We start from the raw sequence: 13,252 nt of genomic DNA on the forward strand, positions 1-13,252 counted from the left end.
CGCGGCCCCCACGCCTGGGATCGGGGCCTAGGGGGCGAGCATCACCTTGATGGCCGTCCGCTCATCCATCGCGCGGTACGCGTCGGCGGCCTGCTCGAGCGGCAGGACCAGGTCGAAGACCCGGCCCGGCTCGATGCGGCCGTCGAGGACCTCGGGGAGCAGCTCCTCGATGTAGCCGCGGACCGGCGCGACGCCGCCCCGCACGCCGACGTTGGTGTCGAACATCGTCCTCGCCGGGAGCTCGGGCCCACCGTTGGGGACGCCCACGAAGCCGACCTGCCCACCGGGGCGGGCCGAGCGCAGCGCCTGGTCCATCGACTCCTTGGTGCCGACGCACTCGAGCACCACGTCCGGGCCGATGCCCCCGCACATCTCCTTGAGCCGGGCGATGCCCTCGTCGCCGCGCTCGGGCACGATGTCGGTCGCGCCGAACTCGACCGCGAGCTCCTGGCGTGCGGCGTGCCGGGACATCGCGATGATGCGCGACGCGCCCAGGCGCTTGGCCGCGATGATCGCGCACAGCCCCACCGCGCCGTCGCCCACGACGGCGACCGTCGATCCCTCGCGCACCCCGCCCGAGACGGCGGCGTGGTGGCCGGTGCCCATGACGTCCGCGAGCGTGAGGAGACCCGGGACGAGCGCCGGATCCGGCTGACCGCCGGGCACCGGCACGAGCGTGCCGTCGGCCATCGGGACACGGACGCGCTCGCCCTGGGCGCCGTCCGCGAAGCCGAGGCCCTCGGTCTCGGAGCCCCACCAGCCGCCGTTGAGGCAGCTCACGCTCATGCCGTTGGCGCAGTTCACGCACGTGTTGTCGCACTGGTAGAACGGCGCGATCACGAAGTCGCCGAGCGCGACCTGCGTCACCTCGGACCCGACCTCCTCGACCACGCCCACGAACTCGTGACCGATGCGCTTGGGCACCGCGGGCCGGGTGATCCCTCGGTAGGGCCACAGGTCGGATCCGCAGACGCAGGCCGCGACCACCCTCACGATCGCGTCGAGCCCGCTCGTGCCGAGCACGGGGTCCGGCACGTCCTCGACGCGGATGTCACGCTCGCCGTGAAGCACCGTCGCACGCATGTCTGTCCTCCTGGGTGGTGGGCCTGTTGCCGCCCCGAGCATGCCGCACGCGGCGCCCTCCGGGCGAATCAGACCACCGGCGGCCGGGTGAGGACGGTGACGGGGTCCTCGGCCTGCGCGACGTCGTCGGACGGGGCCCCCGTGCGCACGAGCGCCGGGTCGACGATCGCGAGCGTGAAGACGCCCGGGCCGGAGACGAAGAGCACGACGAGCAGGAACCAGCCGCCCTCGACCAGCAGGCGCGACTCGGTCAGCGCCTGCAGCGCGAGGCCGGCGGTCAGCAGCGCCCACCCGAGCGGGACGTACGTGTCGCCGCGGCTGGCGCGCTCGACCAGTCGCCATGCGCTTCCGAAGGACAGCACGACCATGACGATGAGCAGCACCATCCCGATGAGCCCGAGCTGGAGCCATGCGTCGAGGTACGCGTTGTGCGCGTGCCCCGCGACCACGCCGGCGTTGTCGACGATGGTGCTGTACGGCTCCTCCCAGATGGGCCAGTAGCCCACGTAGCCCCAGCCCTCCGGGCGGTCCCAGGCGAACTGGACCACCTGGTCCCAGATCGCGGTGCGGTGCGTCGCGTCGGGGCCGCGGTCGACGAGCGCGAAGATCTCCTCGCGGAACTTGAGCGTGAGGACCGCGACCACGGCCGTCGCGGCGAGCACGGCGAAGGACAGCCGCCGCTTCATCGACGGGCGTGCCCGCCGGATCATCAGCGCGGCCACGGTGAGCCCCGTGAGGTACACGGCCGCGACGGTGACGGTCGCCGACGAGGTGAGGAGATGGACCGCGATCGCCGCGGCGAGGGTGATGCTGCCGTCCACGACCCTGATGCGGCGCTCGAGCAGCAGGATCACCGCGACCACCGCGGTGAACAGCGCGATCGCGGCGAAGGGGTTGCGGTTGCCGACGAAGCCCTGGATCGGCCCGCCGACGAAGAGGTTGTCGCGCGACCACGTGATCGGCTCGCCCGCGCCGTCGACCTTCGCGATGCTCGACAGGTCGGTCGCGAGCGGCGGCAGGTCCTCGCGGATCACCACCGCGACGAACAGCTCGAACAGCAGGCCTCCGAACAGGCTCACCTGCAGCCCGCGATAGAGGAAGGCCATGAACTGACCGCGCGAGGTGCCCCGCGCGATGAGCACCGCGACGAAGGTGGTCGCGGCGAGCACCGCGACCGCGAGCACCGTGATCCCCGGCGTCGCCGACCACAGCACGCTGAGCGCCGCGAGGGCCACGAAGGTGCTCACCAGGAGCGGCGGCCGGAGCTCGCTGAGGAAGCGTCGGAAGCTGATCGCGACGGCCACGACGGTGAGCGCGCACAGCACGCTGTAGAGCGGGATGCCCAGCAGGTAGCGGAAGCCCTGACCGCAGAACAGCAGCACCACGGCCCAGACGGTCACCCAGGCGCGGGCGCGCTGGGACCGCGTGCGCGTGACGAGCGCTCGGAGATCGGACGTGGGACCGCGCATGCACTCTCCTCCTCGGGGACGTGGGAGCCCGTGGCGACGCGCATCGGCCGCCCTCGCATCAGCTCGCACCTGAACGAGACCGGCGGATCATCCTAACGCGCGCGGATACTGGAGCCATGACCTCGACCGCCCATCCTGTCCGACGCGTGCGCGCGCGGGCGGGTGCGGCGCTGTTCGCGAAGATCGGCGGAGACGACGGGCCCGCGATCCGGGCGCGTGTCCACGAGACCCCTGGTCCCCGATGGTTCCCTCCCGGCGCGGCGATCCGCATCGTCCACGGCGACGCCGCGATGTACGTGGGCGGCGTGCGCGCGCTGCTGCTCCAGTCCCTGCACCCGCTCGCGATGGCGGGCGTCGCGGGCCACTCGGGCTACCGGTCGGACCCCTGGGGACGGCTGTCGCGGACCGCGACGTTCCTCGCCTTCACCACGTTCGGGACGGTCGAGGACGCCGAGGAGACGATCGCACGGATCCGCGGGGTCCACGCGCGGGTGCGCGGCCGCGCCGCGGACGGCCGCGAGTACCGCGCGAGCGATCCCCACCTGCTGCGCTGGGTGCACCTCGCCGAGGCGGACTCCTTCCTCGCGGCGCACACCGCCCACGGGCTCCGGCCCCTGGACCCCGCGCAGCGTGACGAGTACGTCGCGCAGTCCGCGGAGGTGGGACGACGGCTGGGCGCCGAGGATCTGCCGGAGACCGTCGCCGGGCTCCAGCAGGCTCTCGCGGGATACCGTGGCGAGCTCGCGGCGACGCCCGAGGCGCGCGATGCGGCCGACTTCCTGCTGCACGAGCCGCCGGTGAGCCGTGCCGTGCGGCTGCCGTACGCGGGGCTCGCCTCCGGCGCCGTCGCGCTGCTGCCGCCGTGGGCGCGCACGATGCTCGGGCGCGAGCGCTGGTCCACGCGCACGCTGGGGCCGCTCGGAGGCGAGGCCGCGACGCGGGCGATCCGCTGGGCGAGCCGCCCGACCCGGCCGACGCGCAACGTCGACTGAGACGCGCCACGCGTCAGGTATCAGGGAGCGCCGCCCACCTCGGTCCCGGGCTCGAGGTTGCCCTCGGCGATGTCCTCCCAGAACTGGTCGAGCTGGTCGGGATCGAGCAGCACGGTGGAGCCGGCGCCCGAGACGCGGTAGTTCATGGAAGCGATCGGGGGCGTGCCCGAGACCGCGTCGCCGCCACGCCCGGAGTTGAAGGCGAGGGCGACCTGGACCAGGTCGAACGGACCCGCGTTCTCATCCACACGGAACGCGTCGAGGCCCGCGCCGACCACCGGCACCAGCTGGAACGGGTTGAGGATGGTCGCCGGGCTGAGGATCTCGTCCGCGACCCGCGCCACCACCTGCTGCTGGCGCTGCGCGCGGCCGATGTCGCCCAGCGGGTCGCTGTAGCGCATGCGCGCGAAGGCGAGCGCGGTGTCGCCGTCCGCGACGTGGCAGCCGGCCTCCCACTTCAGGCGGCTCAGCTTGTCGTCGACGTCCTCGTCGTAGCAGAGCCGGACGCCGTCGAGCGCGTCGACGATCTCGCCGACGCCGGTGAATCCCACCTCGAGGTAGCGGTCCACGGTGAGCCCCGTGAGGTTCTCGACCGTCTCGACGAGCAGCTGCGGCCCGCCCCACGCGAACGACGCGTTGATCTTGTTCGCGTTGTTGCCGGGGATCTCGACGTACGAGTCGCGCGGGATCGAGATGAGCGCCGTGGGCCCGGACTCGGGCTTGTGGAGCACCATGATCGTATCGGTCCGCGCGCCCTCGGTGCCGTCCTCGTCCCAGCCCTCGCGCGAGTCCGACCCGACGATGAGCGTGGTGAGGCCCGGGGTGTCAGGCGCGCCGCTGAGCGCGTCGACGTGGTTGATGTGCGAGGCGATCCAGAAGTAGAACACCACGAGCACCGTCACCACGATCGCGAGCAGCGCGAGCAGCACCCGGCGCACCGGGTGGCGCTTGCGCCGGCGCTTCTGCGGGGGCGCCGCGGGCGGCTGGCCGGAGGGCCGGCGCGGCGGCGCGGTCTCGGTCCGGGTGGACGATGCGGGGCGCTGCTGCGAGGGCGGCGCCTGGCGCGTCGGCTGCGGGGCCTGGGCGGCCGCGGCCGCGTGGCTGCGGCCCGGCGGGGTGTCGTACTGCTGCCCCTCCGACGGACGCACGCTCTGCCGGCGGACCGGCACCGAGGGGCGCGCCGTGCCGGGGCGCTCCTGGCCGCTGCGCGGAGGGATCGAGGGCGGTACTCGGCGTGCGCCGTTGCGCGAGCCCGAGGTGCCGTCGCGGTCGTCTGTCACGCTGCGAGGGTAACGCGAGAGGCGCCGGGACACCGGGAGCACGGCCCGATGCCCTGGCAGATGGGGCGGGCGCTACCGGTCCTCGGGGTCGCGCTCGATGGCCTGCGCGATCCGGGCGATCTTGGTCGCGAGCCCCTGCACGGCGGTCTCGGACGAGACCTGCCGGATCCGCGCCGCGAGCAGCGCGATCTCGTACGCCCCGTCGGAGCGCTCCTGAGCGGTGACCGTCGAGTCCTGGGCGTTCATCTCTCCCCCTTCGCTTGGCCTCGATGCCAGCGTGACGCTCCCGACGCCCGCGGGGAAGGAGCGCCACATGAACGCTCGGACAACGATGGACGGCGAACAGATGAAGACCCGCGAGATGAGGGCCCCGAGGGAACCTGCCGCGCCCCGCGCGCGTCTGACAGAGGGGGCATCTCGCACCCGCCGACGACGACAGGGACACGATGACGCAGACCACTCCGTTCGATGCCATGGCGACCTTGGGACATGCGGACGGCCCACTCGTCACGGCCGATCAGGTGAGGTCGGTGCGTCAGGAGATCCAGCGCTTCCTGCTCCAGTACGAGTTCGGGCTGCGCGAGGTCGAGACCAAGCTGTCGATCCTGCGCGACGAGTTCCTCGAGCTGCACGACTACAACCCCATCGAGCACGTCTCGAGCCGGGTCAAGTCGCCCGAGAGCCTGCTGCGCAAGGTCGCCCGCAAGGGCATCGACCGCGACCTCGCGACCATCCGCGCGCACGTCACCGACATCGCCGGCGTGCGCGTCACGTGCGCCTTCGTGCAGGACGTCCACCGTCTGTTCGCGCTGCTCACCCGGCAGGACGACATCCGCGTCCTCCAGGTCAAGGACTACATCGCCGACCCCAAGCCGAACGGCTACCAGAGCCTCCACGCGATCATCGAGATCCCGGTGTTCCTCTCGACCGGCACCAGCGCGGTGCCCGTCGAGGTGCAGTTCCGCACCGTCGCGATGGACTTCTGGGCGAGCCTCGAGCACCGGATCTACTACAAGTACGACGCGGACGTGCCGGAGCGGCTCACCGAGGAGCTGCGCGAGGCCGCGCAGACCGCCGCGGAGCTCGACGCGCGCATGGCCCGGCTGCACCAGCAGATCCACGGCGCCGAGGCCTGAGCGCCGCCTGCCGGACCGGCGGGCGCCGGGCCCGCGCGGAGCACGGGCTCAGCCGAGCGCGACCTGCGCGCCGAGCGCGTACGCGCCGACCACCGCGACCGCCGTCGTCGCCACCACGGCCACGTCGAGCGTGCCGATCGACAGCCGCGCGATCCGCAGGTCGCGACCCTGATTGGCGGTGAAGCCGCGCGTCTCGAGCGACTCCACGGTGGTGCGGACGCTCTTCGCGGTGTTGAGGAAGATCGGATAGAACGCCTGCACCGCGTAGGTCCCCCAGCGCCACAGCGCCCTGAGGCCCAGGAAGCCGCGGGCCCCCGGCGCCGAGCGCAGCCGCAGCCCGGTGAACACGATCCCGAACTCCTCGAACAGGATGGGCATCATCCGGTAGCCGTAGCTGACACCGAAGGCCAGCAGCTCGGGCGCCCCCAGCGCGAGCAGGCCCGTGCTGAGCTTCTCCGGGTCGAGCGAGACGAACGCGGCGATCGACGCGAGCGAGACCGAGGCGAGCTTGAGGTTGATCTCGATGAGGGCGATCGCGGTGTGCGCGTCGCCGCCGAAGAGCCACGCCGCGAGGAACGCGTAGGCGAAGTCGGTGACGAAGCCGAACAGGAACAGCCCGAGCACCAGCGGCCCGACCCTGGCGAGCGCCGCGCTCACCGCGGTGATGACGAACAGCGCGATGATGGTCGCGAAGCTGTGTGTCAGCCACGGCGCGACGGCCAGCATGAGGTACCAGCCGATGACCATGCGCGCGTCCATCTTCGCGAACAGGCCGCCGCGCGTCGCATAGGCCGTCCGGATGAGCTCGAGCTTGACCCACTCGACGGACAGGACGTCCCTGGTCTTGCGGCTCATGCGTGCACCTCCGTGCGGGTCGGCGCGACGGCGTCGCGCCATTCGGCGACCGACAGCGGCACGGGGTCGAGCCCGAGCGCGCGACCGAGCGCGACGATCTGCGGCGGCACCAGTCGCGCCTGGGCGAGCAGCGCATCGTCCGCGAACAGCTCGCGAGGCGTGACGTCGGCGAGGATCCGCCCCTGCTCGAGGACGATGACGCGGGTCGCCCATTCGGCCACGAGGTGCATGTCGTGAGTCGCGACCACCGCGGCCGCGATGGTGCCCGAGAGCTCCTCGAGCATCGCGATCACGCTGTCGCGGCTCGCGACGTCGAGGCTCGCGGTCGGCTCGTCGGCGAGCAGCAGCGCGGGGCTCATCGCGAGCCCGATCGCGAGCGTCGCGCGGCGCTGCTGACCCCCGGACAGCGTGCGACCGTCGCGGTCGGCGAAGGGCGCGAGGCGCACGCGCTCCAGCACGTGATCGACCAGCGCGTCGGCGTCGGCTCGCCCGCGCCCGGCCGGGTGCAGGCGCACATCCGCGCGGATGGAGTCCTTGAGGAACATCTGCTCGGGGCGCTGGAACAGGTACGCGGCGTGGTCGGCGAGGCGGGCGCTCGACGTGGACCGGGTGTCGACGCCGTCGAGCACGATGGTCCCCCCGCGCGGCACCTGGAGCCCGCCGAGCAGCCGCATGAGCGTCGACTTCCCTGCGCCGTTGCCGCCCACCAGCGCGATGCGGTCGCCCGCGTCGACGGTGAGGTCGAGCTCGTGGAGCACGGGCATGAGATCCCCGGCGACGGTGCGGTAGCCGTGCGAGAGGGACGATGCGGTGACGACCGCCCGCGCCGGCTCGGCGGCCTCCTCCCCCGCCTCGGCGGGCACGGCGGACGATGCGCCGACCGGCACGGCGCCGGCATCGCGCAGCAGCGCGGCCGCCTCGGCGACGGTGCGCGGCGCGCCCGCGACGTCGAGCGCGGCGCAGGCGTCGATGATCTGCGGCGCGGGGATGCCGTGCGTCGCGAGCTCGTCGGCGCGCGCGGCGGCCTCGGCGACGGGCAGGTGCCACACCGGGGCGCCGTCGTCCATGAGGACCACCGACTTCGCGTACTGCGAGATGAACTCGGCGTGGTGCTCGATCACCACGACGGTGATGCCGTGCTCGCGGTTGAGCTGCGTGAGCCGCTCGTACAGCGCGTGTGCGCCGGCCGGGTCGACCTCGGCGACGGGCTCGTCGACCACGATGACGCGGGGCCGCATCGCGAGCACCGAGGCGAGGGCCGTGAGGTGCGCCTGCCCGCCGGAGAGCTGCCACACGAAGCGGTCGGCGAGGTGGGTGATGCCCAGGGCCTCCATCGCCTCCTCGCCGCGCTCGGCGAAGTCGGCCATCCCAAAGTTCATGGGGCCGAACTCGACCTCGTCGCGCACCCGGGGACGCACCAGCTGGTTCTGGAAGTCCTGGTAGACGTAGCCGACCGTACCCGACAGCTCGGCGACGCTCGAGTCGTAGGTGTCGACGCCCGCCACCGTGGCCTCGCCCGCGAACTCCCCCACCCAGTAGTGCGGCACCAGCCCGTTGAACGTCTTGCACAGGGTGGTCTTGCCGGAGCCGTTGCCGCCGATCACGGCGACGAAGTCGCCCTCCTCGATGGTCAGGCACACGTTCCGGAGGGTGTCGCGGGTGGCTCCCGGGTAGCGGAAGCTCACCCGGTCGAGCTCGATGATGGCGCTCATGCGGCGATGGCTTTCTAGGAGAGGAGGGTCCGGGCCGGGACCGATGCCCCGGCCCGGACCCGGGTGTCAGTTCTCGTCGTCGGACTTGCCGCGCGCGGCGCGGGCCAGCGCGACACCCACGAGGAAGGCGATCGCGGCGGCGCCGATCCCGACCCAGATGAAGCCGGGGCCGTAGGTGTCGAGCCACTCGGGCTCGAACACGCCGAGCTCGATGTCCCACGCCTCGAGGAAGGCGAAGAGGAAGGACGCGACGCTGAGCGCCACGGCGACCGCGACGAACAGCGCGTTGCGCGGAGCCGAGCCCTGGATCGGTTCGCCCGGGACGCGGGGACGCATGCCGAGCAGCGGCTCGATGCGTCCGTGCAGCGCCGGGATGAGCCAGATCGCGGGGATGACGCCGAACAGGATGCCGCTCATGAGGATGTCGACGGCGTAGCCGATGCCCTCGAGAAGGATGATCGACTCGGGAAGACCCTCGACGAACTCCGCGTCCTCGACGCCGATCCACACCTTGGAGAGGTCCACGAGAGCGGAGAGCGCCTTGTCGATCACCACGACTGTGACCGCCGCGATCGCGATCTGGAGACGGTTGCGCGGGTTCCGCACCAGCGAGCCGGCGATGTAGAGCGCGAGGAACATCTGGATGATGCCCTCGACCTCGGCGAGGCCGGAGAAGTCGCCCATGAGCAGGTCGACGAAGATGACCTCGCCGATCGGCGCGCCGAGCGCGGCCCAGAACGGGTTGAGCAGCGCGACGAGCGCGAGCGGGACGAAGACGAAGTAGCTGACGGAGACGTCGACCGGACCGATGGTCACGTCAGGGATGATCTCGAGGACGAGGTTCGCGACGCCGGACAGCGCCATGGCCAGCACGAAGACCATGAGCTTCTGCGACGCGCTCAGGTCGCGCGGCAGGCCGGCGACGGTGCCGCGGATCCTTCCGGCACGCTCGTCGGATGCGGTGGTCTGGGACATCGAAGGCTCCTTGATGAGGGAACAGAGGTGGTCAGGACACTGCGGGGTGGGGCGTGGGCTGCCGCAGGAGCGCGAGCAGTCCGGTCGCGTCGTCCACCACGTCGGTCGCCGTCCCGGCGGCCTTCGCGGTGTCGAGCACGTCGTCGGCGACCGCCCCGCCGCGCACCATGACGCGGCGTCCGATGCCGGCCGCGAGCGCGGCCTCGGCGTCGGCGTGGGGCTTGTCGCCGTAGAACCACGAGGAGGCGGGGTCCGCGTCGGCGATCCGCAGCGCCTCCTCGACGATGCTGCGGTGCGGCTTGCGCACGCCGTGCTCGTCCGAGCACACGTACGCGCCGATGTACGGGGCCAGCCCGTGAGCGGCGCAGGCGTCGCGCACGGCACGGCCGGACAGGGTGTTGGAGACCACCACGACCGGCATGCCCAGCTCGCGGCAACGCCGCATCACGTCGGCGACGCCGGCGCGCAGCGAGCGGCGGCTCTTGGCGCGGCCGTAGCGGTGCATGAGGTCGGCCGCCTCGGCGGCGAGCACCGCGCGAGCGCGGTCGTCCAGGTCGGCGCCGAAGCACTCGACCCAGAACTCGGCGGGCTGCGTCTCCGCGAGCGAGTCACCCTTGCGCTCGGCGCGGCGGCTCTTCGCGGCACGGATCATCGCGACCGCCTCGTCGGCGGACAGCGGCGCCTCCGCGGTGCCGAGCAGGCGCGAGAGGTGCTCCCCCAGCGCGAGCAGCGCGTCGGGGTCGGGATGCGAGGCGGAGATGACACCGCCGTGGTCGATGAGCAGCGCCCCACGACGGGCGGGCGAGGCGGCGGGCGCCGGTGCGGCGGGCGTCTCGGGAGCCGGCGCGGCGAGGGCCGCCTCGAACGCGTCGGCGAGCCCCTCGGGGGTGTCGAAGACCGCAGCGGCCTGCTGCGCGACGTCGAAGGGCGGGTGGTCGGTGTGCTTGTCCCGGGTCACCAGCGCCGCGCCGATGCCCGCGCGGTGGGCGGCAACCACGTCGCGGTCGAACGTGTCCCCGACGTACCAGCAGTCCGCGGGCGCGACCCCGGTGGCGGCGGCCGCGAGCTCGAGCATCCGCGGGTTGGGCTTCCGCATGCCGACCTCGTCGGAGTAGACCTGCACCGCGAACGCGTCGACGATGCCGAGCTCCGCGAGGATCCGGCGATGGCTGCGGCCGGAGTGCGCGTTGGAGACGATGCCCACCGGGATCGCGCGGCTCCGGGCCACCTGGAGTAGCCGGCGCACGCCGGGGCGAAGGTGGTGATCGCCGATGAGCGTCTGGAGCGCGTCGAGCAGCTCTGCCGCCTCGGCGACGAGGAGCGCCCGCGCGGTGTCAGGAAGCTCGGAGGCGAGGAAGTCGCCCACGATCTCCCGCGGCGCGAGCTCGCGCGGCTCGAGACGCCGGCTCGACGCGTGCTTCCAGTGCGTGAGCGCGGTCAGCCCGGACCGGAGGCTGCGGCGGATGTCCGCGACGGGCACCGGCACCAGTCCGCGCTCGAGCATCGCGGCGACGTGCGCCGAGGCCTCGTCGAGCCCGTGCGCACGCTTCGCGGTGGTGACCACCACCCCGCCGAAGTCGAGCAGGAGGGCGCGCGGCCGGGGAAGGCGCGGAGCCGCGTCCGGCCCGGGGGCGGTCGCGGTCTCGATCGAGGAGAACGTCATGTGCTGGACGCTACTGGAACGTTCCAGGCCTTTTCCGATCCGTTCCCGCAAGTTCTCCTGACGTTCACCTGGGGCTCTGCTAGAACTTCAGGGTGAGCACCCCCTCGAGAAGCGCGCCGACCATCGTCGACGTCGCCCGCGAGGCCGGGGTCTCGAAGTCGCTCGTCTCGCTCGCGATCCGCGGCGACGCCGGCGTCTCCGACGCGACCCGCACGCGGATCCTCGACGTCGCGGATCGTCTCGGCTATCACTCGAACGCCCTGGCACGAGGGCTGGTGAAGGGCCGTACCCAGGTGGTCGGGCTGCTGGTGAGCGACCTGTCGAACCCGTACTTCGCGGACGTGGTCGAGGGCATCGAGGAGGACGCGACGGCCACCGGGCTGGGCACCGTCATCGGCCACGGGCGCGGCTCGGCCGAGGTGCTCGCGCGACGCCTCGACGAGATGCTCGACCTCGGCGTCGACGGCGTCATCGTGATCTCGGCGATGCTCGACGCGGAGACGCTCGATCGCGCCGCCGCCCGCCGCCCGCTCGTCATGGTCGGCCGGCCGTTCGACGCGCCACGACGCGTGAGCGTGGTGCGCAACCACGATGAGCACGGCGCCCAGGCCGCCGTCGGCCACCTGCTCGGACTGGGCCACACGCGCATCGTCCACGTGGCATCGTCCCGGCGTGCGGCCGCGACCGCGCGCCGCTCCAGCTACAAGGAGACGATGCGCGCGGCCGGCCTCGAGCCGCAGGTGGTCGAGGCGGCCGACGGAGGCGTCTCGCAGGCGCTCGACCTCGTCGCACGCGACGGCGGCCCGACGGCGTGCTTCGCGGGCAACGACCGCATCGGCACCGCGCTGATCCACGATGCGCTCGAGCGCCGGATCGACGTCCCGGGCGCCATCAGCGTGGTCGGCTACGACAACTCGGAGGTCGGGCGGCTGGTCCGGCCCGCGCTCACCACCGTCGAGCAGCCGCGCGAGGCCATGGGCCGCGAGGCGATGCGCCTGCTGCTGTCGCGCATCGACGGCGACCGGGAGGTCGCGGAGGTCACGCTCGAGCCGCGCCTCGTGGTGCGCGCGTCGACAGGGACGGCGCGCTGAGCGCTTCCGTCAGGCGTTGAGCCCGTCGCGCCAGGACAACCACTCGTCGAGACCCGGGATCGCGTAGTCGGGTCCGCCCGTGCCGAGCGTGAACAGCGTCGCGCCGCGCTCGTGCAGCGCGGTCGCCTCGTCGATCGAGCGGTTGGCCACCTCGGTCGAGATCTCGATCTCGCTCACGTCGCGCCCCACGTCCTCGCCGTGCTTCGCGAGGATCCCCAGCTTGCGGTCGAGGGTCGGCAGGTCGGAGAAGCTGTGCCAGATGTCGGCATGCTTCGCGACGAGGCGCAGCGTCTTGCGCTCTCCCCCGCCGCCGATGAGCACGGGGATCTTGCGCGTCGGGGCCGGGTTGAGGCGCGCCCACCGCTCCTCGATGAGCGGCAGCGACGCCGCGAGGTCGTCGAGGCGCGACCCCACCGTGCCGAAGTCGTAGCCGTACTCGACGTAGTCGCGCTCGAACCAGCCCGAGCCCGTCCCGAAGATGAAGCGGCCGGTGCCCCCCTTGGCGCTGATGTGGTCGATGGTGCGCGCCATGTCCGCCTGGAGCTGCGCGTTGCGGTAGCTGTTGCAGTTGACGAGCGCCCCGATCTCGACGCGCGAGGTCTGCTCGGCGAACGCGGCGAGCATGGTCCACGACTCGAAGTGGAGACCGTCGGGCTCGCCGGAGAGCGGGAAGAAGTGATCCCAGTTGAAGAGGATGTCGACGCCGGCGTCCTCGAGCTCGGCGGCGACGTCGCGGATCCGCTCGTAGGGCGCGTGCTGCGGCCGGATCTGGACGGCGATGCGGACGGGACGTGTCGACGTCATCTCGGAGCCTCCATGGCTGCTCGGGTGCCCTCGCAGGCTATCGCGCCCACTCGCGGCACGCCGCGCGGCACGGGCGCCGCCCCGCCTCCCGGCGCTGAGGGGAACGTGGGAGGCGGGGCGGAGCCACCTCGCCAAACTAGCGCTCTTCCAGCGACGACACCCCCATCTGGCGTGGGGAGTTCGTCACAGTGG

The 13,252-nt window shown here is 72.6% G+C and carries 12 protein-coding genes; 3 read left to right on the forward strand and 9 right to left on the reverse strand.

Annotation, left to right across the window (positions count from 1 at the left end; all coding sequences use genetic code 11):
* Positions 1–27: 27 nt before the first annotated feature.
* Both TR42_RS02035 and TR42_RS02040 read right to left on the reverse strand, forming a co-directional pair.
* The gene (locus TR42_RS02035; RefSeq protein WP_042212591.1) at positions 28–1,083 is read right to left on the reverse strand and encodes a zinc-dependent alcohol dehydrogenase family protein; all 1,056 of its coding nucleotides are present in this window, start codon (positions 1,081–1,083) and stop codon (positions 28–30) included.
* A gap of 68 nt (positions 1,084–1,151) precedes the next feature.
* Positions 1,152–2,552, reverse strand: a complete 1,401-nt coding sequence (locus tag TR42_RS02040; RefSeq protein ID WP_042212594.1) for an O-antigen ligase family protein — start codon at positions 2,550–2,552, stop codon at positions 1,152–1,154.
* 116 nt (positions 2,553–2,668) lie between these two features.
* Here TR42_RS02040 and TR42_RS02045 point away from each other — a divergent pair, with 116 nt between their 5' ends.
* The gene (locus tag TR42_RS02045) at positions 2,669–3,544 is read left to right on the forward strand and encodes an oxygenase MpaB family protein (RefSeq protein WP_042212595.1); all 876 of its coding nucleotides are present in this window, start codon (positions 2,669–2,671) and stop codon (positions 3,542–3,544) included.
* A gap of 20 nt (positions 3,545–3,564) precedes the next feature.
* Here the strand turns inward: TR42_RS02045 and TR42_RS02050 are convergent, their stop codons facing one another.
* Together TR42_RS02050 and TR42_RS14935 are read right to left on the reverse strand one after the other, a co-directional pair.
* Positions 3,565–4,824, reverse strand: a complete 1,260-nt coding sequence (locus tag TR42_RS02050) for an LCP family protein (RefSeq protein ID WP_042212597.1) — start codon at positions 4,822–4,824, stop codon at positions 3,565–3,567.
* Positions 4,825–4,896: 72 nt separating this feature from the next.
* Positions 4,897–5,070, reverse strand: coding sequence for a hypothetical protein (locus tag TR42_RS14935; RefSeq protein ID WP_161786608.1), 174 nt, complete (start codon positions 5,068–5,070; stop codon positions 4,897–4,899).
* A 227-nt stretch (positions 5,071–5,297) separates the two neighbouring features.
* On the opposite strand from TR42_RS14935, the gene TR42_RS02055 reads away from it, so the two are divergent.
* Entirely contained in the window at positions 5,298–5,960 is a 663-nt protein-coding gene (locus TR42_RS02055; RefSeq protein WP_042212942.1) for a GTP pyrophosphokinase, read from the forward strand.
* A 48-nt stretch (positions 5,961–6,008) separates the two neighbouring features.
* Here TR42_RS02055 and TR42_RS02060 read toward each other — a convergent pair whose 3' ends face one another.
* From TR42_RS02060 to TR42_RS02075, 4 genes are all read right to left on the reverse strand, one after another.
* Positions 6,009–6,815 (reverse strand): energy-coupling factor transporter transmembrane component T family protein, encoded by an 807-nt coding sequence (locus TR42_RS02060; protein WP_042212944.1) that lies wholly within the window; start codon positions 6,813–6,815, stop codon positions 6,009–6,011.
* Positions 6,812–8,527 (reverse strand): ABC transporter ATP-binding protein, encoded by a 1,716-nt coding sequence (locus TR42_RS02065; protein WP_042212599.1) that lies wholly within the window; start codon positions 8,525–8,527, stop codon positions 6,812–6,814. Before TR42_RS02065 ends, TR42_RS02060 begins: the two co-directional genes overlap by 4 nt.
* A 66-nt stretch (positions 8,528–8,593) precedes the next feature.
* Positions 8,594–9,502 (reverse strand): DUF8171 family membrane protein, encoded by a 909-nt coding sequence (locus TR42_RS02070; RefSeq protein WP_042212601.1) that lies wholly within the window; start codon positions 9,500–9,502, stop codon positions 8,594–8,596.
* Between the two features lie 31 nt (positions 9,503–9,533).
* A complete protein-coding gene (locus TR42_RS02075) occupies positions 9,534–11,165 on the reverse strand; it encodes an HAD family hydrolase (protein WP_042212603.1) in 1,632 nt (543 codons plus the stop codon).
* 92 nt (positions 11,166–11,257) lie between these two features.
* On the opposite strand from TR42_RS02075, the gene TR42_RS02080 reads away from it, so the two are divergent.
* Complete coding sequence (locus TR42_RS02080; RefSeq protein WP_042212604.1) at positions 11,258–12,256, forward strand: LacI family DNA-binding transcriptional regulator; 999 nt, start codon at positions 11,258–11,260, stop codon at positions 12,254–12,256.
* 9 nt (positions 12,257–12,265) lie between these two features.
* Here the strand turns inward: TR42_RS02080 and TR42_RS02085 are convergent, their stop codons facing one another.
* Positions 12,266–13,060 carry an LLM class F420-dependent oxidoreductase gene (locus tag TR42_RS02085; RefSeq protein ID WP_042212607.1) on the reverse strand — a complete coding sequence of 265 codons (795 nt, stop codon included), beginning with the start codon at positions 13,058–13,060 and terminating at the stop codon, positions 12,266–12,268.
* Positions 13,061–13,252: the final 192 nt, after the last annotated feature.

The sequence above is a fragment of the Demequina mangrovi genome, assembly GCF_000759715.1.
GTDB classification, from domain to species: Bacteria; Actinomycetota; Actinomycetes; order Actinomycetales; family Demequinaceae; genus Demequina; species Demequina mangrovi.